This window comes from Cupriavidus sp. YR651, assembly GCF_900101625.1.
Lineage (GTDB): Bacteria > Pseudomonadota > Gammaproteobacteria > Burkholderiales > Burkholderiaceae > Cupriavidus.
Genome location: NZ_FMYZ01000001.1, coordinates 1267459 through 1291117, shown reverse-complemented (window position 1 = coordinate 1291117; position 23659 = coordinate 1267459). Strand labels below are relative to the sequence as shown.

The 23659-nt window shown below is 66.6% G+C and carries 23 protein-coding genes; 11 read left to right on the top strand and 12 right to left on the bottom strand.

Going from position 1 to position 23659, the window contains the following annotated elements:
• Positions 1–76 precede the first annotated feature (76 nt).
• The 4 genes from BLR29_RS05835 to ubiA all read left to right on the top strand — a co-directional run bounded on the left by BLR29_RS05835 (position 77) and on the right by ubiA (position 3081).
• Positions 77–1033 carry a LysR substrate-binding domain-containing protein gene (locus BLR29_RS05835; protein WP_092135266.1) on the top strand — a complete coding sequence of 319 codons (957 nt, stop codon included), beginning with the start codon at positions 77–79 and terminating at the stop codon, positions 1031–1033.
• Between the two features lie 268 nt (positions 1034–1301).
• Positions 1302–1496 (top strand): hypothetical protein, encoded by a 195-nt coding sequence (locus BLR29_RS05830; RefSeq protein ID WP_092135264.1) that lies wholly within the window; start codon positions 1302–1304, stop codon positions 1494–1496.
• 84 nt (positions 1497–1580) lie between these two features.
• Positions 1581–2066: a Dps family protein gene (locus BLR29_RS05825; protein ID WP_092135263.1), complete on the top strand. Its 486-nt coding sequence runs from the start codon at positions 1581–1583 to the stop codon at positions 2064–2066.
• 112 nt (positions 2067–2178) lie between these two features.
• Positions 2179–3081 (top strand): 4-hydroxybenzoate octaprenyltransferase, encoded by a 903-nt coding sequence (gene ubiA, locus BLR29_RS05820; RefSeq protein WP_092135261.1) that lies wholly within the window; start codon positions 2179–2181, stop codon positions 3079–3081.
• A gap of 179 nt (positions 3082–3260) precedes the next feature.
• On the opposite strand, the gene proC is transcribed toward ubiA, so the two are convergent.
• Positions 3261–4094, bottom strand: coding sequence for a pyrroline-5-carboxylate reductase (gene proC, locus BLR29_RS05815; protein WP_092135260.1), 834 nt, complete (start codon positions 4092–4094; stop codon positions 3261–3263).
• An 80-nt stretch (positions 4095–4174) separates the two neighbouring features.
• Positions 4175–4864: a YggS family pyridoxal phosphate-dependent enzyme gene (locus BLR29_RS05810; RefSeq protein WP_092135258.1), complete on the bottom strand. Its 690-nt coding sequence runs from the start codon at positions 4862–4864 to the stop codon at positions 4175–4177.
• Positions 4865–4928: 64 nt separating this feature from the next.
• On the opposite strand from BLR29_RS05810, the gene BLR29_RS05805 reads away from it, so the two are divergent.
• From BLR29_RS05805 to BLR29_RS05795, 3 genes are all read left to right on the top strand, one after another.
• Positions 4929–5972, top strand: coding sequence for a type IV pilus twitching motility protein PilT (locus BLR29_RS05805; RefSeq protein ID WP_092135257.1), 1044 nt, complete (start codon positions 4929–4931; stop codon positions 5970–5972).
• A 12-nt stretch (positions 5973–5984) separates the two neighbouring features.
• On the top strand, positions 5985–7124 hold the full coding sequence (locus tag BLR29_RS05800; RefSeq protein ID WP_092135255.1) for a PilT/PilU family type 4a pilus ATPase: 1140 nt from the start codon (positions 5985–5987) through the stop codon (positions 7122–7124).
• Positions 7125–7198: 74 nt separating this feature from the next.
• The gene (locus BLR29_RS05795; RefSeq protein ID WP_092135254.1) at positions 7199–7693 is read left to right on the top strand and encodes a glutathione peroxidase; all 495 of its coding nucleotides are present in this window, start codon (positions 7199–7201) and stop codon (positions 7691–7693) included.
• A gap of 9 nt (positions 7694–7702) precedes the next feature.
• On the opposite strand, the gene BLR29_RS05790 is transcribed toward BLR29_RS05795, so the two are convergent.
• The 10 genes from BLR29_RS05790 to BLR29_RS05745 all read right to left on the bottom strand — a co-directional run bounded on the left by BLR29_RS05790 (position 7703) and on the right by BLR29_RS05745 (position 17432).
• Complete coding sequence (locus BLR29_RS05790) at positions 7703–8395, bottom strand: helix-turn-helix transcriptional regulator (RefSeq protein ID WP_092135252.1); 693 nt, start codon at positions 8393–8395, stop codon at positions 7703–7705.
• Positions 8396–8405: 10 nt separating this feature from the next.
• Positions 8406–8777: a VOC family protein gene (locus BLR29_RS05785; RefSeq protein ID WP_092135250.1), complete on the bottom strand. Its 372-nt coding sequence runs from the start codon at positions 8775–8777 to the stop codon at positions 8406–8408.
• A gap of 96 nt (positions 8778–8873) precedes the next feature.
• Positions 8874–9599, bottom strand: coding sequence for an LrgB family protein (locus tag BLR29_RS05780; RefSeq protein ID WP_092135249.1), 726 nt, complete (start codon positions 9597–9599; stop codon positions 8874–8876).
• Complete coding sequence (locus BLR29_RS05775; RefSeq protein WP_092135247.1) at positions 9596–9979, bottom strand: CidA/LrgA family protein; 384 nt, start codon at positions 9977–9979, stop codon at positions 9596–9598. The genes BLR29_RS05780 and BLR29_RS05775 overlap by 4 nt, the downstream gene beginning before the upstream one ends.
• Positions 9980–10087: 108 nt before the next feature.
• A complete protein-coding gene (glcF, locus tag BLR29_RS05770; RefSeq protein ID WP_092135245.1) occupies positions 10088–11344 on the bottom strand; it encodes a glycolate oxidase subunit GlcF in 1257 nt (418 codons plus the stop codon).
• Between the two features lie 33 nt (positions 11345–11377).
• Positions 11378–12469 carry a glycolate oxidase subunit GlcE gene (glcE, locus tag BLR29_RS05765; protein WP_092135244.1) on the bottom strand — a complete coding sequence of 364 codons (1092 nt, stop codon included), beginning with the start codon at positions 12467–12469 and terminating at the stop codon, positions 11378–11380.
• 43 nt (positions 12470–12512) lie between these two features.
• Positions 12513–13388 carry an ion transporter gene (locus BLR29_RS05760; protein ID WP_092135242.1) on the bottom strand — a complete coding sequence of 292 codons (876 nt, stop codon included), beginning with the start codon at positions 13386–13388 and terminating at the stop codon, positions 12513–12515.
• A gap of 27 nt (positions 13389–13415) precedes the next feature.
• Positions 13416–14918 (bottom strand): FAD-linked oxidase C-terminal domain-containing protein, encoded by a 1503-nt coding sequence (locus BLR29_RS05755; RefSeq protein ID WP_092135241.1) that lies wholly within the window; start codon positions 14916–14918, stop codon positions 13416–13418.
• Between the two features lie 189 nt (positions 14919–15107).
• A complete protein-coding gene (locus tag BLR29_RS05750; RefSeq protein WP_092135240.1) occupies positions 15108–15998 on the bottom strand; it encodes a LysR substrate-binding domain-containing protein in 891 nt (296 codons plus the stop codon).
• A 15-nt stretch (positions 15999–16013) separates the two neighbouring features.
• Entirely contained in the window at positions 16014–17432 is a 1419-nt protein-coding gene (locus BLR29_RS05745; protein ID WP_092135239.1) for an FAD-binding oxidoreductase, read from the bottom strand.
• A 218-nt stretch (positions 17433–17650) separates the two neighbouring features.
• On the opposite strand from BLR29_RS05745, the gene BLR29_RS05740 reads away from it, so the two are divergent.
• The 4 genes from BLR29_RS05740 to pabB all read left to right on the top strand — a co-directional run bounded on the left by BLR29_RS05740 (position 17651) and on the right by pabB (position 23653).
• Positions 17651–18208 (top strand): cob(I)yrinic acid a,c-diamide adenosyltransferase, encoded by a 558-nt coding sequence (locus BLR29_RS05740; RefSeq protein ID WP_092135238.1) that lies wholly within the window; start codon positions 17651–17653, stop codon positions 18206–18208.
• Between the two features lie 167 nt (positions 18209–18375).
• The gene (gene dnaK, locus BLR29_RS05735) at positions 18376–20337 is read left to right on the top strand and encodes a molecular chaperone DnaK (RefSeq protein ID WP_092135236.1); all 1962 of its coding nucleotides are present in this window, start codon (positions 18376–18378) and stop codon (positions 20335–20337) included.
• Between the two features lie 172 nt (positions 20338–20509).
• Positions 20510–21646, top strand: coding sequence for a molecular chaperone DnaJ (gene dnaJ / locus BLR29_RS05730; RefSeq protein WP_092135235.1), 1137 nt, complete (start codon positions 20510–20512; stop codon positions 21644–21646).
• Between the two features lie 111 nt (positions 21647–21757).
• Positions 21758–23653, top strand: a complete 1896-nt coding sequence (pabB, locus tag BLR29_RS05725; RefSeq protein WP_092135233.1) for an aminodeoxychorismate synthase component I — start codon at positions 21758–21760, stop codon at positions 23651–23653.
• Positions 23654–23659 lie beyond the last annotated feature (6 nt).

Genomic DNA, 23659 nt, shown 5'->3' with positions numbered 1-23659 from the left:
AGAGACTTTGATACGGCGATCTGACAGATGGCGGAATCGAAGTTAAAATCTATCGCCTAACCGAACCTGATAAGTCATGACGCTCACCGAACTCAAGTACATCGTCGCGGTCGCGCGCGAGCGCCATTTTGGCCGTGCGGCCGAGGCGTGCTTCGTTTCGCAGCCGACGCTGTCGGTCGCCATCAAGAAGCTGGAAGACGAGCTGACCGTGCAGATATTCGAGCGCGGGACCTCGGAGGTCTCGGTGACCGCCATCGGCGAGCAGATCGTGGCCCAGGCCCAGCGCGTGCTGGAGCAGACCATGGCCATCCGCGAGATCGCCAAGCAGGGCAAGGACCCGCTGGCCGGCCCGCTGCGCGTGGGCGTGATCTATACCATCGGACCGTACCTGCTGCCGATGCTGGTCAAGCAGATGATCGGTTCCGTCCCGCAGATGCCGCTGATGCTGCAGGAGAACTACACCAACAAGCTGATCGAACTGCTCAAGCAGGGCGAGATCGATTGCGCGATCATGGCCGAGCCGTTCCCCGATTCCGGCCTGACCGTGCGCCCGCTCTACGACGAACCGTTCGTGGTGGCCGTGCCGCGCGGCCATCAGATGGCGCAGCAACGCCAGGTCGATCCGGACGAGCTCAAGCAACAGACCATGCTGCTGCTGGGCAGCGGCCATTGCTTCCGTGACCATGTGCTGGGCGTCTGCCCCGAGCTGTCGCGCTTCTCGCAGGCGGCCGACGGCATCCAGAAGACGTTCGAGGGATCGTCGCTCGAGACGATCCGCCACATGGTGGCCAGCGGCGTCGGTATCACGGTGCTGCCGCGTACCTCGGTGCCTGACATGAAGCCGCGCAACGACATGCTGGCTTATGTGCCGTTTGCCGATCCGGTGCCGGATCGGCGCGTGGTGCTGGCCTGGCGCAAGAGCTTCACGCGCCTGCCGGCCATGGAGGCACTGGCCAATGCCGTGGCGGCCTGCGATCTGCAGGGTATCCACAGGATCGGCGATGCGCAGGCGGTCGAGGCGGAAGCCGCCTGACGGCACGACAGTTCGCAGTATTCGTCACTTCAGACGCAAACGGCAGGGTTCAGACCCTGCCGTTTTTGTTTGGTGCTGGCCGTCCGAGACGGATTCGTCTGGCCGTCCGCGCGAACGCGTCTGAGGCGAGATAGTCATTTGCTATTCTATAGTTTGAGATTATCGAATATAAATATCGATAAATAATAACTACACTTCAATCAGCCAGTGCCTCAGGCGATTCCGACGGAACGCCGGGCAACCAATCATTGAAGTGGAGGACCCCATCATGGCGATGATCAATTTGTTCGCGACCGAATTCCGGCAACTCCGCGCGGACGCGGCCCACGATTCGCGCGATCGCGAGGCCGGCCGGCTGCGCCGCAAGCTCGTGCGCAAGGAGATCGGCATGGCCATCGTCACGCTGGGCGCGATGGCGATGTTCCTCGACGCGGCGCGGGGTTTGTCCTTTCTTGCGACCTGATCCTGATGCGATAATGGCCGCTGCCGTCCGCGCAACAAGCGGACTCGAATCCTCGTGGCTAGACCAGAACGGAGCTGAACGACCATGGCAAAGAAGAATGAGATGAGCGTGAATATCGGGATTTCCGACAAGGACCGCAAGAAGATCGCGGAAGGCCTGAGCAAGCTGCTGGCCGATACCTATACCCTCTACCTCAAGACCCATAACTTCCACTGGAACGTGACGGGTCCGATGTTCAACACGCTGCATCTGATGTTCGAGACGCAGTACACCGAACTGGCGCTGGCCGTGGACGCCATCGCCGAGCGCATCCGCGCGCTGGGCTACCCCGCACCGGGCACCTACAAGGAATACGCCAAGCTGTCCTCGATCGCCGAGGAAGAAGGCGTGCCCGAGGCCACCGACATGATCCGCAAGCTGGTGGAAGGCCAGGAAGCCGTTGTGCGCACCGCGCGCTCGCTGTTCCCGGTGATCGATGCCGCTGGCGACGAGCCGTCGGCCGACCTGCTGACCCAGCGCATGCAGACGCATGAGAAGACCGCATGGATGCTGCGCGCGATGCTGGCGTGAGCCCTGTCTCGCCAGACCCGGCCGCCCGCGTGGTGGCCGGCACAACGCGTCACGGCTTGCCATGCCGGGACGCGTTTTTTGTTTAGCCTTCCCAGAAGTTACCGCTGTCGCCATGTCCGAACGTTCCGCCGCCCCCGCCCAACCCAGCCGTCTCGCGCTCTACGCGCGTCTGGTCCGGATCGACAAGCCCATCGGCACGTTGCTGTTGCTGTGGCCCACGCTGTGGGCATTGTGGATGGCCGCCGGCGGGCCGCCGGGCTGGGGCATTTTCTGGATCTTCTTCCTTGGCACGTTCCTGATGCGATCGGCCGGCTGTGCGATTAACGACTGGGCCGACCGTGACTTCGACAAGCATGTGAAGCGCACGAAGGAGCGACCGCTGACCGCCGGCCGAATCGCCGCATGGGAGGCGCTGGCCGTGGCCGCCGTGCTGGCGCTGATCGCCTTCGCGCTGATCCTGCCGCTGAATGGGCTGACCAAATGGATGGCCGTGGTGGCGGCGTTCGTCGCCGGCACCTATCCGTTCTTCAAGCGGTTCTTTGCGATTCCCCAGGCCTACCTGGGCATTGCGTTCGGATTTGGCATTCCGATGGCATTTGCCGCCGTCCAGGGGCAGGTGCCGCCGGTGGCGTGGCTGATGCTGGCGGCCAATGTGTTCTGGGCGGTGGCCTATGACACGGCCTATGCGATGGTCGATCGCGACGACGACCTGCTGATCGGCATCAAGACATCGGCGATCACGTTCGGTCGCTTCGACGTGCTGGCCATCATGCTGTGCTACGGCGCATTCCTAGGCCTGATGGCCTGGGCGGGCGTGCTGCTGGGATTCGCGGGAACATCGGCGTGGGCCTACTATGCTGGCCTCGTGGCGGCGGCCGCGATGGCCGGCTACCACTACACGCTGATCCGCGATCGGGACCGCATGCGCTGCTTTGCGGCGTTCCGCCACAACAACTGGCTGGGCGCCTGCGTGTTTGCCGGGACGGCCGCAGCCTATCTGTTGAAGTCGGCCTGACTCTTGGCGTCGGCCCGACAAGGCCGTTGGAGCCACGTGCGGCTGCGCGGCAGTGATGGCGCGAGCCTGACACGGCCGACACCGCTGATACGGCCGACACGGCTGGTACGGGTGACACGGTCATGTCACCCGAGGCTCCGATCTTCTCTGCTAGCTGGCGGAAGACCAGAGCCGGTACCTCAATCCTTCCCGAACTCCGCGCCCATTTCCTTGCCGCGCGCCGCCGCCGCGTGCATGGCGCGCACGAAGGCGTCCTTCACCTTGTCCGCTTCCATCGACACCAGCGCCGCGTGGGTCGTGCCGCCCTTGGACGTCACGCGCTCGCGCAGCGTCGCCACCGGCTCGGGCGACTCGCCCGCCAGTGCGGCAGCGCCACGGAAGGTCTCCACGGCCAGCGTACGGCCCTGCTCGGCGGAGAGGCCGAGTTCCGTCGCCGCGCGCTCCATGGCCTCGATGAAATAGAACACGTAGGCCGGGCCGCTGCCCGACAGGGCCGTCACGGCGTCGATCTGGTCGTCGCCGTCGACCCACACGCATTTCCCCACGGCCTCGGCCACCGCGGTGGCAATCGCGCGGTCCCGCTCCGACAGTCCCGGTGCCGCGGCCAGCCCCGTCATGCCCATGCCGGCCAGCGCCGGCGTGTTCGGCATGGCGCGCACCAGACGCGTGCCGCCCAGCCAGCGCTGCATGTCCTGCAGGCGGATGCCGGCGGCCACGCTGATGATCAGGTTGCCGGCGCCGGCGTTGGGCAGAAGTGGTGACAGTTGGGCGGCGGCATCGCGGAACTGTTGGGGCTTGACGGCCAGCACGATCACGTCGCTGGCGCCAAAGGCGGCGTCGGGTGCCGCCAGGGCGTGGACGCCCAGGGTCTGCGCAAGCCGCTGGCGGGCATCGGCCGACGGATCGATGACGCGGATGGCGCCGGCGGGCACGCCACGGGCGACGAGGCCGCCGATCAGGGCGGAGGCCATATTGCCGCCGCCGAGGAAGCCGAACGTAAGAGAGTCGAGCATGTCTGTCCTGGTGTCTTCCCGCACGATGCGTGCCGGCGGGCGTCTTCTGTCGTCAGTGGAGTGGGGCGGCGCGCATGCTGTCAGGCGCGTGCACCGAAAATCGCGGTGCCGATCCGCACCAGTGTGGCGCCTTCGGCGATGGCGGCGTCCATGTCAGCGGACATGCCCATCGAAAGCGTGTCGACGTTTAGCCCGGATTGCCGTAGTTGATCAAGCAACGCGCGCAGGGCGGCAAACGGTTGACGCTGCGCGGCGGGACCCTCGGCCGGCGCGGGAATCGCCATCAGCCCGCGCAGTTGCAGGTTCGGCAGCGCCGCCACGGCCCGCGCCAGCGGCAGCACGTCCGGTGGCGCCACGCCGCTCTTGCTGGCTTCCTCGCTGATATTGACCTGGATGCAGACCTGAAGGGGCGGCAGGCCGCCCGGGCGCTGCGCGGAGAGCCGCTCGGCGATCTTCAGGCGGTCGACGGTGTGGACCCAGTCGAACTGCCCGGCCACGGACCGCGTCTTGTTGCTTTGCAGCGGGCCGATGAAATGCCACTGGATCCGGCTGCGCAGGTCATCCAGCGCGGCGATCTTGTCGAGCCCTTCCTGGACGTAGTTCTCGCCGAACGCGGTCTGCCCGGCCAGGAAAGCCTCGCGCACCGTGGCCGGCGGGACCGTCTTGGAAACCGCCAGCAGGGTGACCGCGGAAGGGTCCCTGCCGGCTTGTTGTGTGGCCGCCGCGATGTCATTTTTCACGGCTTGCAAGTTGGCGGCGATTACAGACATAATCCGGCGAACATACCAAAGAAGTAAAACAATAAGTCATTAATTTAGGGTGGGGTCATTATAGATGGACATCGCGCAGCTATTGGCTTTTGCGGTAAAGAACAAGGCATCCGATCTCCACCTCTCGGCAGACATGCCGCCGATGGTGCGTATCCACGGCGACATGCGTCGGATCAACGTCGCGGCGATGGCGCACAAGGACGTCCATGCCATGGTGTACGACATCATGAGCGACGTTCAGCGCAAGGCGTACGAAGAACGCCTCGAGGTTGATTTCTCGTTCGAAATTGCCGGCCTGTCCCGTTTCCGGGTCAATGCCTACACCACCCAGCGCGGTTCGGCGGCGGTGTTCCGGACCATTCCCTCCAAGGTACTGACGCTTGACGACCTGCACGCGCCGGCCGTCTTCGCCGACCTGTGCATGAAGCCGCGCGGGCTGGTGCTGGTGACCGGACCAACCGGCTCCGGCAAATCCACCACGCTCGCGGCGATGGTCGACCATCGCAACGACAACGACATGGGTCACATCCTGACGGTGGAAGACCCGATCGAATTCGTTCACAACTCGAAGAAGAGCCTGATCAACCAGCGCGAGCTGGGGCCACATACGCACTCGTTTGCCAATGCGCTGCGCTCCGCGCTGCGTGAGGATCCGGACGTGATCCTGGTGGGCGAATTGCGTGACCTGGAAACGATCCGCCTGGCGCTGACCGCCGCGGAAACCGGCCACCTGGTCTTTGCCACGCTGCACACCAGCTCCGCCGCCAAGACGATCGACCGGGTGGTCGACGTGTTCCCGCCGGAAGAGAAGGACATGGTGCGGACGATGCTGTCCGAATCGCTGGAAGCCGTGATCTCGCAGACGCTGCTGAAGACGCGCGACGGCAATGGCCGGACCGCGGCGCACGAAATCATGATCGCCACGCCCGCCATCCGCCACCTGATCCGCGAAAACAAGATCGCGCAGATGTACTCGATGATGCAGACGTCGAGCGGCCTGGGCATGCAGACGCTGGACCAGTGCCTGGGCGACCTGATCAAGCGGGGCATGATCAACTACAACGACGCCAAGGCGATTGCAAAGAATCCCGACGCTTTCGTGGGATAAGGAGTCGACACCATGCTCGATCGCGATTCCGCCGCCAAATACATCAACGACCTGCTGGAGCTGATGGTCAACAACCGCGGGTCGGACTTGTTCATCACGTCCGATTTCCCGCCGGCCATCAAGGTGGACGGCAAGATCACGCCGGTTTCCCAGCAGCCGCTCAATCCCACGCAGGCGCTCGGCCTGGTGCGTTCGATCATGAACGAGCGCCAGATCAAGGAGTTCGACGAGACCCGCGAGTGCAACTTCGCCATCACGGCACCGAATGCGGGCCGCTTCCGTTGCTCCGCGTTCATCCAGCAGGGCAAGGCGGGCATGGTCGCGCGGACGATCAACACGCGCATCCCGTCCGTGGAAGACCTGGATCTGCCGCCGGTGCTGCATGAGATCGTGATGGCCAAGCGCGGCCTGGTGATCGTGACCGGCGCCACGGGCTCGGGCAAGTCCACCTCGCTCGCCGCGATGCTGGACCACCGCAATGCACATTCGTACGGCCATATCATCACGATCGAGGACCCGATCGAGTACGTGCATGCGCACCAGAACTGCATCGTCACGCAGCGCGAGGTCGGCATCGACACCGAATCGTGGCACATCGCGCTGAAGAACACGCTGCGTCAGGCGCCCGACGTGATCCTGATCGGCGAAATCCGCGATCGCGACACGATGGAGTACGCGATGCAGTACGCGGAAACCGGCCACCTGTGCCTGGCCACGCTGCACGCGAACAACGCCAACCAGGCGATCGACCGGATCGTCAACTTCTTCCCCGAGGAAAAGCGCCAGCAGTTGCTGATCGACCTGTCGCTAAACCTGAAGGCGATGATCTCGCAGCGCCTGCTGCCGCGCGCCGGCCGCAAGGGTCGCGTACCTGCCGTCGAAATCATGATCGGCACGCCGCTGGTGGCCGACCTGATCTTCAAGGGCGAGATCCATGAGCTCAAGGAAGTCATCAAGCGGTCCCGCGAGCAGGGCATGATCTCCTTCGACCAGGCGCTGTTCGAGCTCTACGAGGCGGAAAAGGTTACCTACGAGGACGCACTCAAGAACGCGGACTCGCTGAACGACCTGCGCCTGATGATCAAGCTGCATAGCGCCCGCCATCGCGACGCCGACCTCGGTGCCGGCACCGAGCACCTCAACGTCATCTGAGCGGCATTCGCAGGAACCTGACGGGCGCGGTATCCTCACGCCTGTCAGGCCCAACACCCCAAGCGGAGACCGCCATGAGTAACGTCTACCAGTTCGAAGCCAGTTCCCTGTCCGGCACACCGGTGCCGCTGGCCGATTTCCGAGGCAAGGTGCTGCTGATCGTCAACACCGCCAGCGAATGCGGATTCACGCCGCAGTACGCCGGGTTGCAGACACTGCAGGACGCCTATCACGAGCGCGGGCTCGACGTGCTCGGTTTTCCCTGCAATCAGTTCGGCAAGCAGGAGCCCGGCGATGCCGCGCAGATCGGCCAGTTTTGCGAATCGCGCTTCCAGGTCAGGTTCCCGATGTTCGACAAGATCGAGGTGAATGGCCCGGGTGCGCATCCGCTCTACAAGTGGCTGACGTCCGAAAAGCGTGGCGTGCTGGGCACGCAGGCGATCAAGTGGAACTTCACCAAGTTCCTGCTGCGCCGCGACGGCACGATCTTCAAGCGCTACGCGCCGACGACCAAGCCCGAGGATATCCGCGCCGATATCGAAAAGCTGTTGAGCGATCCCGCAGCCTGACGCGCGCGATCAGCCTTGCGCGCCGGATTGCACCGCGCGCAGGAAGCCATTGAGCGAGCGGTCCGGCGTCTCGTGGAAATGGTCCTCGAGCATCTCGATGGCGCGGCAGCGGTCCAGCCGGAAGCTGCGATAGTCTGACCGCGTCGTGCACCACGCGGCCAACAGCCAGACATTGCCCCAGAAGAACAATCCCAGCGGCTGCACCACGCGCACCGTGGTGCGCTGCTGCGCATCGCTATAGTCGATCTGCAGCAAACGCTGCGCGCCGATGGCACTGTGTACGGTGTCGAAGGCGTCTCTCACCGCCGGCTGGTTGACGTACTCGGGCGCGAAGATCCGGCTCTGCTGGGCTGCCACGCGCCGGTGCGGCGGCAGCGCGGCCATCAGCTTTTCCAGTGCCGGATCGGCGGCCGCGGCCAGCGCGCCGCCGCCCCACGCCTTGAGCAGGCGCAGCCCGGCGACCATGGCTTCCACTTCCATTGCGGTGAACATCAGCGGCGGCACGTCGTAGTCCGGCCGCAGGCGATAGCCGATGCCGGCTTCGCCTTCGACCGGCACACCCGAGAGAGAAAGCGCCTGGATGTCACGGTAGACCGTGCGTTCGGAGACCCCGAGCCGCTGCGCGAGCAGTGCCGCCGTAGTCAGGCGGCGCCCGCGCAGGACCTGGACGATCTGGAAGAGACGGTCGGCGCGGCGGCTCATGGGTGGCTTGTCAGTGCGTCACCGGCTCGTGCAGGCCGATCCGGTTGCCTTCGCTGTCGGTAATGTGGGCATAGCGGCCCATGTTGTCCGGCAGTTGCACGGGGCCATGCACGGTGCGGCCGCCGGCGTAGGACACGCGGGCCAGCACGTCGTCGAGCTGCGGCGCGTTGAGGTACGGGACCGGGCCATAGAACGCGCTGGAGCGGTAGCGTTCGCCGGACACCAGCGCGCCCGCGGATTCGGCGTGGGTGAATACGGCCAGATCGACGTCGCCCATGGTCTCGCGGCGCAGCGGGCTCTCGAATACGGCCTCGTAGAACTCGACGGCGCGGCGCATGTCGGTGACGGGAATTTCCAGCCAGTTGATCAGGGCATTGGCCATGATGGCTCTCCTCTCGGGGTATTGGGAGAACGCATGATGCGCGGGGGCTCCTGACAGCGTCCTGTCAGGAGTATGTCAGGGGCCTGGCAGGCATGGTCAGTGGGGCATCCATGTTGCCAGCACGGGTACCAGGATCGCAGTGAGGACGCCGTTGAGGCCCATGCCGAGTGCCGCGAACGCGCCGGCCTCCTGGCTCACCTGGAACGCCCGCGCGGTGCCGATGCCATGCGCCGCCACGCCGGTGGCGAAGCCACGCACGGTGTAGTCGCGCACGCGCAGCAGGTTCAGCAGGCCGGTGGCGCTGACGGCACCGATGATGCCGGTGGCCATCACCAGCACGGCGGTCAGCGACGGCAGGCCGCCGATCTTTTCCGATACGCCCATGGCGATCGGAATCGTCACGGATTTCGGCGCCAGCGACCGCACGACCTCCGGCGAGGCCCCCAGCGCGTACGCGATGCCGACTGCCGACACCACCGCCACGATCGATCCGGCCACCAGGCCGCACAGCAGCGGAATCACATGCGTGCGCAGCTTGGGCAGTTGCAGGTAGAGCGGCACGGCCAGCGCGACCGTCGCGGGGCCCAGCAGGAAGTGCACGAACTGTGCGCCGTCGAAATAGCTCTTGTAGGGCGTGCCGGTGACGGTGAGCACGGTGACCAGGATCGCCACTGAGATCATCACGGGATTGGCCAGCGGCGAGAAGCGCGCGCGCTCGTAGATACGGTACGCAAAGACATAGGCGATCAGCGTGGCGGTCAGCCCGATCAGGGGGCTGGCGGCCAGATAGACCCAGATCTCGTTCAGGCGTGGCGACATCATGGCTGGGCCTCCGTCGGTTCGACGGCATCGGTCACCGCCTCCGGGGGCTTGCGCATCAGCGCGCGCGTGACCAGCGCGGTGACGGCGATGGCCAGCCACGTGGAGATGACCAGCGAGATGACGATCGGCATCCATTCTCCGCCGATGCGGCTGGCGTGGACCATGATGCCGACGCCGGCGGGCACGAACAGTAGCGACAGATGCTTGAGCAGGTCGCTGGTGGTGTTCTGGATGATGGGCAGCAGGCGGTTGTCGAACACCAGCCAGCCGAAGAGCAACAGCATCCCGATCACGGGGCCGGGCACGGGCAGGCGCAGCGCGTAGCTGATCACCTCGCCCACGGTCTGGAAGACCAGCAGGATGGCAAACGTCTGGAGCATGGGGGCACGTCGGGGTCAAAATGTGCCGACATGGTACTCCGATGGCGCCGGTTATGGCGCCGGCGCCCCTCCCGGTTGCGGGGCGCGGCGCCGGCGCCACCGTGCCGGCTACGCCTGCGGGCTCACCATCCGGTCCACCAGTTCCACCCAGTGCATGACCGGCGTTTCCGTGCCGCCCTGGAGATGCGTGATGCAGCCGATATTGGCCGACACGATCGCCTCGGGCGACGTCGCCTGCAGCTTCGCCAGCTTGTCGTCACGCAGCTGGTACGACAGTTCCGGCTGCAGCACCGAATATGTTCCCGCCGAGCCACAGCACAGGTGGCTGTCGGCGCAGAGCCGGACCTCGATGCCGAGCCCCGTCAGCAGGGCCTCCACCTTGCCGCGGATCTGCTGGCCGTGCTGGAGCGTGCAGGGCGGGTGGTAGGCCACGCGGCGGCTGTCGCGCGGTACGGCGCCGGCCAGCTTGTGCAGGTCGTCCGCGAAGGCCGGCAGGATTTCCGACAGGTCGCGCGTTAGCGCCGACACACGCGCCGCGCGTTCGGCGTACCGCGGGTCGTTGCGCAGCAGGTGCCCATAGTCCTTGATCATCGCGCCGCAACCCGAGGCCGTCATGACGATGGCCTCTGCGCCGGCCTCGATATGCGGCCACCATGCGTCGATATTGGCGCGCATGTTGTCGAGCCCGCCGTCGTGGTCGCCGGTATGGAAACGAATCGCGCCGCAACAGCCGGCCTCGCGCGCGATCACCAGTTGCACGCCGAGCTTGTCCAGCACGCGCGCCGTGGCCACATTGATATTGGGCGACATGGCCGGCTGCACGCAGCCATCGAGCAACAGCATCTTGCGTGGATGGACCGTGCGTGGCCACGTGCCGGCGGTGGCGGTGTGCGCGGGCACCTTGTTGCGCAGCGTCTGCGGCAGCAGCGGGCGCACCATCTGGCCGAGCTTCAGCGCCGGCCCGAACAATGCCGGACGCGTCAGCCCCTCGCGCAGTATCCAGCGCGCGAAACGTTCCTTGGCCGGACGGCGAATGCCGGCCTCCTCCAGCCGGTCATCGACGACCTGCCGGCCGATATCGACCAGCCGCCCGTACTTGACGCCCGAGGGGCACGTCGACTCGCAATTGCGGCAGGTCAGGCAGCGGTCCAGGTGCAGGCGTGTGCTTTCGGTGATTGCATTGCCTTCCAGCACCTGCTTCATCAGGTAGATGCGGCCACGCGGGCCGTCCAGCTCGTCGCCGAGCAACTGGTAGGTAGGGCACGTGGCGGTGCAGAAACCGCAATGCACACACTTGCCGACGATGGCTTTGGCTTCTTCGCCTTCGGGGGTGTTGCGCAGGAATTCGGCCAGGGTGGTTTGCATGGTGGGGACGTATCGCCGGACGGTAAGAGGGGGTCAGAGACCGGTGTACATGCGCTGCGGATTGAAGATACCCGCGGGATCGAACGTGGCCTTCAGGCGCTGATGGATGGCGGCCAGCGGCGAGGACAGCGGCGTGAACACGCCCACCGACTTGTCGCCGTTGCGGAACAGCGTGGCATGGCCCCCGGCAGCCTGGGCGATGGCGCGCACGTTGTCGGCCGACGCGGCATGGTCCTCGGGCGCCAGCCACCAGCGCTGGCCGCCGCCCCATTCCACAAGCTGTGCGCCGGGCAGGTCCAGCGGCGGCGCGACGGGCGGCACGGCGATGCGCCAGAGCGCGCGGCCCGACTGCGCGGGGGCGAAGAAGGCATGCGTCTGTTCGCGCAACGCGGCCCACAATGCCTGCGCTTCGGCGGCATCGACGACATCGCCACCAAGCTTCTCGCGCGCGGCCCGCACGGCGGCGGTGGCGCCGGAAAGCCGCACATGCAGCGTGCCGTCGTGCCATGCCGACGCGGCAATCGGCAACGGCTGCCCGCCCCAGGTGTTCAGGCGATCGATGGCGTCGGCCTGCGTCACGGCGAAGCGCAGCGTGGCGTCGGCGAACGGCACCGGCAGCACCTTCAGCGACACCTCCAGGATCAGGCCCAGCGTGCCGAGCGATCCGGCCAGCAGGCGGGAGACGTCGTAGCCGGCCACGTTCTTCATGACCTGGCCGCCGAAATCCATGATCTCGCCGTGGCCGTCCATCAGCCGGGTGCCGAGCACGAAGTCGCGCAGGGCACCCACCGACTGCCGGCGCGGACCGGACAATCCCGCCGCCACCGCGCCGCCGAACGTCGCGGCGCCCGGAGCGCCGAAATGCGGCGGCTCGAAGGCGAGGATCTGGTGCTTCTCCGCCAGCGCGGCCTCGATGTCCGATAGCGGCGTGCCGCAGCGCGCGGTAATCACCAGTTCGGCGGGGTCGTAGTCGACGATGCCGGCGTAGGGCCGCGTGTCGATCACCTGGCCGTCGAAGGACTGCCCGTAGAAGTCCTTGGTGCCGCCGCCGCGCAGGCGCAGCGGGGTGCGGGATTCCGTGGCCTGGCGGACCGTGTCGCGCAGGGAGTCGAGGATGGCTTGCATGTGGGGATCTTGTGGAGTCTTGTCGGGGGTCGGGTCGCGGCGCCTAGTGGCCAGGCGGAAGGTGTGGCAGCGGATGGCCGCAGTGCTTGCAGAAGTCCGCGTCCACGTCATGCCCTTCGAACAGGCATTCCGGGCATTGCCGCGTGGTCGACTTGTTGCGCAGCAGGGTGGCCGCCAGCTCCGCGCCGACGATGCCGGTGGGGAAGGCGATGATCCCGTAGCCGAGCAGGATGGTCAGCGAGGTGATGAACTGCCCCAGCGGCGTCTTGGGCACCACGTCGCCGAAGCCGGTCGTGGTCAGCGTGACCACCGCCCAGTAGATGCTGACCGGGATGCTGGTGAACCCGTGCTGCGGCCCCTCGACCACGTACATGATCGTGCCGAGGATCACCGTGATGATCCACACCGTGCCAAGGAAGACGAAGATCTTGCGCCTGCTGGCGACCAGCGCGCGGTACAGCATCTGCGATTCCTCGAAGTACACCGTGAGCTTGAGAATCCGGAACATCCGCAGCAGGCGCAGCAGGCGCACATCGATCAGATAGGCCATCTCGGGCACGAAAAACGCCAGCCAGGTCGGCATGATCGAGATGAAGTCGATGATGCCGAAGAAGCTGAATACGTAGTGCAGCGGACGCTTCACGACGACGATGCGCATCACGTACTCGATCGTGAAGAACACCGTGAACATCCATTCCAGCACCAGCATGTGGTACCGGGCGTTGGTGTGGATCGAGGGCACGCTGTCGAGGATCACCACGCCCACGCTGGCCAGGATGGCGGCCAGCACGATCAGGTCGAAAGCCCGTCCGGCACGCGTGTCGGACTCGTAGATGATGGTGTATCCGCGCCGGCGCCATCCCGACTCGGGTCGACCGAGCCTGCGGGCGGCGGATTCGTCCTGGAGTGGGTGGCGCATGGGGGTGCTCACTGGCGATGCTCGCGGTCAGAAGCGCGGCAAATCCGGGTGCGGCAGCAGCCCGCGCTTGATGTGCATCTTGCCGTACTCGGCGCAGCGGGCCAGCGTGGGAATGGCCTTGTCCGGGTTGAGCAGCCGGGCGGGGTCGAACGCCGCCTTGACGCCGAAGAAGGCCTCGCGCTCGGCGGGGGAGAACTGCACGCACATCGAGTTGAGCTTTTCCACGCCCACGCCGTGTTCGCCGGTGACGGTGCCCCCGAGTTCCACGCAGGACTCCAGGATGTCCGCGCCAAACAGCTCGGCACGGTGCCATTCGTCCTGATCGGCACCATCGAACAGGATCAGCGGATGCATGTTGCCGTCGCCCGCGTGAAAGACGTTGATGCAACGCAGGGCGTACTTGCGCTCCATCTCCTCGATCCGCTTGAGCAGCGTGCCGATGTGCTTGCGCGGGATCGTGCCGTCCATGCAGTAGTAGTCGGGCGAGATGCGGCCCGCGGCGGGAAAGGCGTTCTTGCGGCCACTCCAGAAGCGCAGGCGTTCGGCCTCGCTTTGCGACACCGTGATGCGCGTGGCGCCGGACTGGCGCAGCACCTCGCTCATGCGTTCGATCTCCTCGGCCACTTCCTCGGGCGTGCCATCGGATTCGCACAGCAGGATCGCGGCGGCGTCCAGGTCGTAGCCGGCCTTGACGAATTCCTCCACGGCGACGGTGGCCGGTCGGTCCATCATTTCCAGCCCGGCGGGGATGATGCCGGCGGCGATCACGTCGGCCACGGCATTGCCGCCTTTCTCCACATCGTCGAAGCTGGCCATGATCACCTGCGCCAGCTGCGGCTTGGGAATCAGCCTGACGGTGACCTCGGTCACCACGGCCAGCATGCCCTCGGAGCCGATCACGGTGGCCAGCAGGTCCAGGCCCGGCGCGTCCGGGGCCTCGGAGCCGAAGACGACGACATCGCCGGCCATCGTCACCGCGCGCACGCGCAGCACGTTATGAACGGTCAGGCCGTACTTCAGGCAATGCACGCCGCCGGAATTCTCGGCGACGTTGCCGCCGATCGAGCAGGCGATCTGCGAGGAGGGGTCCGGCGCGTAGTACAGGTTGAATGCCGCGGCGGCCTCGGAGATGGCCAGATTGCGCACGCCGGGCTGGACCACGGCCGTGCGCGAGCGCGGATCGACCGCGATGATTCGCTTGAATTTGGCCAGCGAGAGCACCAGGCCACCGGCAATCGGCATCGCACCGCCGGACAGGCTGGTGCCCGACCCGCGCGGCACCACCGGCACGGACAGTTCGTGGCACAGGCGCAGGATCGCGCAGACTTGCTCCTCGGTATCGGGCAGCACCACGGCGTCGGGCACCTGGCGGTAGGCGGCCAGGCCGTCGCACTCGTAGGGGACCGTGTCCTCGGCTTTCCACAGCACGGCGGCTTCCGGCAGGATGCGGGCGAGCCCGGCCAGCAGCGTGGCACGGCGGCTGTCGGCGGCATCGCCGGCAACGGTGTGGGCGTCTTGCGGGGCGTTCATGGCAACTCCTGTGACGGACCGGCCGCTGCGCACGACTTCACTCGCCCGGCCGGGACGGCAGACTATAGCGCAGGCACCTTGCCACGGGAGCCTACGCCCACGTGAATTCGGCATGGCAAGCCGATCAAAATGGCTCATGCCGGGCGCCGCAGTGTGGCGGGCGCCAGTTCCAGCCTAGTGGCCCGGACGCTACCAGTCCAGTCCGAGCAGCCAGTCGACGAAGTAACGCGCCTCCGGCTTGAGCGGCGCCTGTTCGCGTTCCACGATGTAGTAGCCGTGCGGCGAGACCGACTCCACATCGAGCAGCTTCACCATCTGCCCGGCCGCCAGCCATTGGCGGGCCATGCGCTGGCGCACCAGTCCCACGCCCTGGTTGGAGACGATGGCCTCCAGCATCAGGCCGATGTCGTTGAACTGGGGACCGATCTGGGGCTCGGGCCAGTCCAGTCCCGCGTGCTCGAACCAGGGCCGCCACGGTTCCAGGGGGCTGCGCAGCAGCACCAGGTTGTGCAGGTCCTCGGGCTTGACGATGGCGCGTCCGTCCACGCGTTCGTAGTATTCGCGGCCGCAGGCCGGAAAGACGGGCTCCACCAGCAGCTTGGTGGTCTTCAGGTCCGGGTAGCGGCCCGTGCCATAGCGGATCTCGACGTCGGTGTCCTCGGCCTTCACATCGAGGAACGGCACGGCCAGGTGCAGCTCCAGGTCGATGTGCGGATACAGCGCGCCGAACTCGGGCAGGCGCGGCACCAGGTGCTGGCGCCCGAACGTTGGCGGAATGGCCACGCGCAGCCGCGTGCGCAGCTTGTTGTACTCGGGACGCGCCAGCTCGTTCAGCGACTTGAGCGCGTCCTGCACATTGCGCTGGTAGCGCGTGCCGGCTGCCGTGAGCCGCAACGCGGCGTTGGAGCGGACAAACAGGTCATCGCCCCACAGCTCTTCCAGGTTCTTGATGCGGTGCGACACCGCGCTGGGTGTCACCGACAACTCTTCCGCTGCCCGCGCGAAGCTGCCGAGCCGCGCGGCGGCCTCGAACGCGATCAGCAGGTGCAGCGGCGGGACGCGGTGGAATACCGATGCCATGGCGCGGGTCCCCGCTCAGCGCGCCGCGCTGAAGATCTTGCCGGGATTCAGGATGTGGTTCGGATCCAGCGCGTCCTTGATGGCACGCATCAGGTCCAGCGCATCCTCGCCATGTTCCTGCACTAGGAAGCCCATCTTGTGCAGGCCCACGCCGTGCTCGCCCGTGCAGGTGCCGCCCATCGCCAGCGCGCGCTGCACGATGCGGCGGTTGATCTCCTCGGCCTCGGCCATTTCCTCGGGCTTGTCCGGGTCAACGAGGATCGCCACGTGGAAATTGCCGTCGCCGACGTGGCCGACGATCGGGCAGGGCAGCGACGACGCGTTGAGGTCCACTTCGGTTTCCATCACGCAGTCCGCCAGGCGCGAGATCGGCACGCAGACATCGGTCGTCACCGACTTGCAGCCCGGCTTGAGCTGCAGCATCGCGAAGTAGGCGGTATGGCGGGCGTTCCACAGGCGGCTGCGGTCCTCGGGCCGCGTGGCCCATTCGAAACCCTGGCCGCCGTGTTCCGCGGCGATCTGCTGGACGGTTTCGGCCTGTTCGCGCACGCCGGCTTCGGTGCCGTGGAATTCGAAGAACAGGTGCGGGGTCTCTGGCAGGGTCAGGTTGTCATGGCGGTTGATCGCCCGGATCGCCAGGGCGTCGACAAATTCCACGCGCGCCACGGGCACGCCCAGCTGGATCGTGTCGATGGTCGCGCGCACGGCGCTGCCCATGCTAGGAAACGCGCAGACCGCGGCGGAGATGGCCTCCGGCTGCGGATACAGGCGCACGGTCACTTCGGTGATGATGCCCAGCGTGCCCTCGCTGCCGACGAACAGGCGCGTCAGGTCATAGCCGGCCGACGACTTGCGGGCATTGGTGCCGGTGCGGATGACGCGGCCATCGGCCGTCACGACGGTCAGCGCCAGCACGTTTTCGCGCATCGTGCCGTAGCGGACCGCGTTGGTGCCGGACGCGCGCGTGGCGCACATGCCGCCCAGCGACGCATCGGCGCCCGGATCGATCGGGAAGAACAGGCCGGTGTCCTTGATCTCCAGGTTCAACTGCTTGCGGGTGACGCCGGGCTGCACGGTGACGGTCAGGTCCTCCGGATGCACGGTCAGCACGCGGTTCATCTGCGACAGGTCGAGGCTGACGCCGCCGGCCACGGCCAGCAGGTGGCCTTCCAGCGACGACCCGGCGCCGTAGGCGATCAGGGGCACGCCATATTCGTTGCAGAGCCTGGCCACGCCGGCCACTTCCTCGGTGGAGTGGGCAAACACCACGGCATCCGGCAGCGCAGGCGGGAAGGGCGACTCGTCGCGGCCATGGTGCTCGCGCACGCCCGGGGAGGTGGAAAAGCGGTCGCCAAAGCGCGCGGAGAGGGTCTCGGCCAATGCTGCCGGGAACGGACGGCGCGTGAGCGCGGCGGCTGGGGTGGGGTGGTTCATGCGTGTCTCCGGCGGGTCCGTGCGGGTTTGCGGCGGGCGGACGGCGGTCCGGCCCCTGCCGGCGACTGGCGCGCGACCCGGTTGGCATTGGAACGAATGCCGCCATTCTACGCCGCCCGCGTCACCTGGCGGCCGGCCATCGCCCCGGGAAGCCACCCCCGCGGGGGCCGAAGCGCGCCATAATTGCGCCACTTCGATATCGACAAAGGGAGACTGGCATGGGCAACCGCCTGTCCAAGATTGCCACCCGCACCGGCGACGCCGGCACCACGGGGCTTGGCGATGGCAGCCGCACCGGCAAGAACAGCCAGCGGATCGCGGCCATTGGTGACGTTGACGAGCTCAACTCGCACATCGGCCTGCTGCTGACCGAGCCGGACCTGCCGGAGGACGTGCGCGGCGCATTGCTCCATATCCAGCACGACCTGTTCGACCTGGGCGGCGAGCTGTCCATCCCGGGATACACGCTGGTGAAGCCGGAGCAGGTGGCGCAACTCGACGACTGGCTGGCGCACTACAACGCCAACCTGCCGCGCCTGGCGGAGTTCATCCTGCCCGGCGGCAGCCGCGCCGCCGCCCAGGCCCATATCTGCCGCACGGTGTGCCGGCGGGCCGAGCGGGCGCTGGTGGCGCTCGGCGCGACCGAGGCGCTCAACGAGGCGCCCCGGCAGTACCTGAACCGGCTGTCCGACCTGCTGTTCGTGCTGGCCCGCGTGCTGAACCGCTCCGCCGGCGGCAGCGACGTGCTCTGGCAACGCGCCCGGCAATCCTCATAAGTTATTCAAAAAGCACTTTATGGGGCGAGGGCCGCGGGGGCGATTAGCCGAGAAAATTACTCGGAATTGCCATTTCTGCCCTTGAAAAGCCCTCGGCCGGCCACATTTCGCACTCAGGTTGAATTGCAGTCCCTGCCACGACGCAGGACTCAATAGGAGAGAACACTATGGGTAAGATCATCGGTATCGACTTGGGTACCACCAACAGCTGCGTGTCCGTGCTGGAAGGCAACACGCCGAAAGTCATCGAAAACTCGGAAGGCGCACGCACCACGCCCTCGATCATCGCCTACATGGAAGATGGCGAGATCCTGGTCGGTGCCCCCGCCAAGCGCCAGGCCGTCACGAATCCGCGCAACACGCTGTACGCCGTGAAGCGCCTGATCGGCCGCAAGTTCGAAGAGAAGGAAGTCCAGAAGGACATCGGCCTGATGCCGTATTCCATCGTCAAGGCCGACAACGGCGACGCATGGGTGGGTGTGCGCGACCAGAAGCTGGCGCCGCCGCAGGTGTCCGCCGAAGTCCTGCGCAAGATGAAGAAGACCGCCGAGGACTACCTGGGCGAGCCGGTGACCGAGGCCGTGATCACCGTGCCGGCTTACTTCAACGACTCGCAGCGCCAGGCGACCAAGGACGCGGGCCGCATCGCCGGCCTGGACGTGAAGCGCATCATCAACGAGCCGACCGCCGCCGCGCTGGCGTTCGGCATGGACAAGAACGAGAAGGGCGACCGCAAGATCGCCGTGTATGACCTCGGCGGCGGTACGTTCGACATCTCGATCATCGAGATCGCCGACGTGGACGGCGAGAAGCAGTTCGAAGTGCTGTCGACCAACGGCGACACGTTCCTCGGTGGCGAGGACTTCGACCAGCGCATCATCGACTACATCATCGGCGAGTTCAAGAAGGACCAGGGCGTCGACCTGTCGAAGGACGTGCTGGCGCTGCAACGCCTGAAGGAAGCCGCCGAAAAGGCCAAGATCGAACTGTCGAGTTCGCAGCAGACCGAAATCAACCTGCCGTACATCACGGCGGACGCCTCCGGTCCGAAGCACTTGAACCTGAAGATCACGCGCGCCAAGCTGGAAGCGCTGGTCGAGGAACTGATCACCCGCACGATCGAACCGTGCCGCACCGCCATCAAGGATGCGGGCGTCAAGGTCAGCGAGATCGACGACGTGATCCTGGTGGGCGGCATGACCCGCATGCCCAAGGTGCAGGAACAGGTCCGCGAGTTCTTCGGCAAGGAAGCGCGCAAGGACGTGAACCCGGACGAAGCCGTGGCCGTGGGTGCCGCGATCCAGGGTTCCGTGCTGTCGGGCGACCGCACCGACGTGCTGCTGCTGGACGTGACGCCGCTGTCGCTGGGCATCGAGACGCTGGGTGGCGTGATGACCAAGATGATCAGCAAGAACACGACCATCCCGACCAAGCATGCCCAGGTGTTCTCGACGGCTGACGACAACCAGCCCGCGGTGACCATCAAGGTCTTCCAGGGCGAGCGCGAGATGGCCACCGGCAACAAGCTGCTGGGCGAGTTCAACCTGGAAGGCATTCCGCCGTCGCCGCGCGGCATGCCGCAGATCGAGGTCTCGTTCGACATCGACGCCAACGGCATTCTGCACGTGGGCGCCAAGGACAAGGCCACCGGCAAGGAAAACCGCATCACCATCAAGGCGAACTCGGGTCTGTCGGAAGACGAAATCCAGCGCATGGTGAAGGATGCCGAGGCCAATGCCGAGGAAGACAAGCGCGCCCGCGAGCTGGCCGACGCCCGTAATCAGGCGGACGGCCTGGTGCACTCGACGCGCAAGGCGCTGACCGAGCACGGCGACAAGCTGGAAGCCGGCGAGAAGGAAAAGATCGAAGTGGCGATCAAGGACCTGGAAGACGCCGTGCGCGGCGGCGACAAGGCCGAGATCGAGACCAAGATCAACGCGCTGTCCGAAGTCAGCCAGAAGCTGGGCGAGAAGGTCTACGCCGACATGCAGGCGCAGGCTGGTGAAGCCGGCGCGGCCGGTGCAGCGGGTGCCGCAGGTGCGGGCGCCGCGGGTGGCCAGCAGCATGCCCAGCCGCAGGACGATAACGTCGTGGATGCCGAGTTCAAGGAAGTAAACGACAAGAAGTAAGCGGGGTTGCGGGCGGCGGCGCGGGTGATGCCGGCGCCGCCCCCGTCCCGACGCCGGGCGATGGTGATCTGATCCAAGGTGAAAACCGCGGTCGGACGCCGCGCTCGGCTTTTTTGCTTATCGCCAGGCGGGTACAGGACTTGCCCGCCGGGCCAATGAGGTAAGAGCCACCATGGCAAAACGTGACTACTACGAAGTGCTCGGGGTAGGCAAGAACGCGAGCGACGACGAGATCAAGAAGGCCTATCGCAAGCTCGCGATGAAGTATCACCCGGACCGCAATCCGGACAGCAAGGACGCCGAGGAGCATTTCAAGGAGGTCAAGGAGGCCTACGAGATGCTCTCCGACACCGAGAAGCGGGCGGCCTACGACCAGTATGGCCACGCCGGCGTGGACCCGAACATGGCCGGCGGCTTCGGCGGCGGCGGGTTTGGCGGTGGCGGCTTCGCCGAGGCGTTCGGCGACATCTTCGGCGACATCTTCGGCCAGCAGGCCGGTGGCCGTCGCGGCAATGGCCCGCAGGCCTACCGTGGCGCCGACCTGCGCTACAGCATGGAGATCTCGCTGGAGCAGGCCGCGCATGGCCACGAGGCGCAGATCCGCGTGCCGCACTGGGACGACTGCGAACACTGCCACGGCAACGGCGCCGAGCCGGGATCGTCGGTGGAAACCTGCCCGACCTGTAACGGCGTGGGCCAGGTGCGCGTGTCGCAAGGCTTCTTCACGATGCAGCAGACCTGCCCGAAGTGTCACGGCAGCGGCAAGTTCATTCCCAAGCCGTGCACCAAGTGCCACGGCCAGGGCAAGCTCAAGTCGCAGAAGACGCTGGAGGTGAAGATCCCCGCCGGCATCGACGAAGGCATGCGCATCCGGTCCTCCGGCAACGGCGAACCGGGCATCAATGGCGGCCCGCCGGGCGACCTCTATGTCGAGGTGCACATCAAGCCGCACACGGTGTTTGAGCGCGACGGGGACGACCTGCACTGCCAGATGCCGATCTCGTTTGCCACCGCGGCGCTGGGTGGCGATCTCGAGGTGCCGACGCTGGGCGGTCGCGCCAGCTTCCCGGTGCCGGAAGGCACGCAGGCCGGCAAGACCTTCCGCCTGCGCGGCAAGGGCATCAAGGGCGTGCGATCGGGCTATCCGGGCGACCTCTACGTGCACGTGAACGTGGAAACGCCGGTGAAGCTGACCGACGCCCAGAAGGACATGCTGCGTCAGTTCGACCGCTCGGTGCACGAGGGCGGATCGCGCCACAGCCCGCAGGAGCAATCCTGGCTGGACAAGGTGAAGAGCTTCTTCAGCTGATCCCGCCCCCGCCATCGGCAGCGGATCGATCCGCTGGCGGGACGATGAAACCGGCTACGTGACAAGCGTGGCCGGTTTTTTTTCGCCCGCGGCGGCGATAATGCGGCATCGATGCATCCTGCAGAGTCTTCCCCTCTGCGTTTCTCTCTCGTGGTACCGCAGTCCCTCATTCCCTCTCCGTTCGTCCTGCTGGACGATGCCGCCGCCGCGCCCGGCGTGGCCGCATCGCGCCTGTACACCGGTCTTGTTCGCGAGGACATCGTCCCGCAGGGCACAGACCCCGCCGCGCTGGACGGGCTGCTCGCCCAGGGCTGGCGCGACGGCCTGCAGGCGACGCTGTTCGCGCCCTATGAGTTCGGCGGCGCGATTGTCGGCGCGCCCGTGCACGTGGGCGACGCGCTGCCGTTCCACGATGGCGCGCTGCGCCTGCTGTGGTTCCGGCACATGGCACGGCTGGACACCGGCGGCGTGGCCGCGTGGCTGGCCGCGAACGCCCACGCGGGCCCTGCGGGGGCGATGGACGTGCAGGCCGATACGTCGCGCCAGGCCTATGCCGAAGCCATCGCCCGTATCCACGACTACATCGAGGCCGGCGATACCTACCAGGTCAACTTCACGCAACGGCTGCGGTTTTCCGCATTCGGGGACCCTGTCGCGTTCTACGCCGCGCTGCGTGCGGCGCAGCCGGTGCCGTTTGGCGTGCTCGCGCAATTGCCGGGCGATGGCTGGGTGCTGTCGCTGTCGCCGGAGTTGTTCGTCGAGCATGACGGCGCGGGGCACCTGGTGGCCCGGCCGATGAAAGGCACGGCGCCGCGATCGGGCGATGCGGAGGAGGATGCGCGCGCGGCGCGGAGGCTGGCCGCCGACGCCAAGAATCGCGCCGAGAACGTGATGATCGTCGACCTGTTGCGCAATGACCTGGGGCGCGTCGCCGTGCCCGGCAGCGTGGCGGTGCCGGATCGCTTTGTCGTGCAGCCGTTTGGCCGCGTGCTGCAAATGACTTCGACCGTGACGGCCACCGCGCGGACCGATACGGGATTCGGCGCACTGATGCGCGCGCTGTTCCCGTGTGGATCGATCACGGGCGCGCCGAAGCGCCGCACCATGCAGATCATTGCCGAGCTGGAGTCGGCTCCACGCGGACTCTATACGGGGGCCATCGGCTGGATGGACGCACCAGTCGGGCCCGGCGGTTGTGGTGCGTTCGGGATGTCCGTGGCGATCCGCACGCTGGTCCTTGGCCCGCGCGGCCACGATGGGCTGCGTCGGGGCGAGATGGGCGTGGGCGGCGGCATCGTTCATGACAGCGTGGCCGACGACGAATATGCGGAGTGCGGCTGGAAGGCCCGCTTCCTGACCGGCCACGATCCCGGTTTCACATTGTTCGAGACCATGCACGCGCACGATGGCGTCGTACTGCATCGCGAGCGCCACCTCGCGCGGCTCGGGCATTCGGCGGCGACATTCGGCTATGCGCTTGACCTGCCCGCCGCACGGGCGGCCCTGCAGGCCGAGGCGGCGCGACTGGGCGATGGCGACTGGCGCTTGCGCATGAGCGTGGGCAAGGCAGGCACATTGGCGTTTGCGAGCGGTGCGCTGGCGCCGCTGGCGGAGACGATTGTCACGCTGGATCTGGCCGATACCCCGTTGGTCGACGCCGACCCGATGCGCCGCCACAAGACCAGTGCCCGTGCGACGTTCGACGCAGGCTGGCAGGCGGCCGAGCGCGCGGGCGGCTTCGATTGCCTGTTCTTCAACACGCGCGACGAATTGCTGGAAGGCGGACGCAGCTCGGTGTTCCTCAAGGTGGATGGCCGATGGCTGACGCCGCCGCTGTCGGCGGACATCCTGCCGGGTGTGATGCGGGCGGTCGTGCTGGAAGCGGGCGACGCGTTGATCGACGGGCCGGTCGAGGAAGTCGTGGTGACGCGCGAGATGGTGCGGCGCGCCGGGGCGATCGTGATCGCCAATGCCTTGCGTGGAACGATGCGCGCGCGGTTGCGCTGAGGCGAG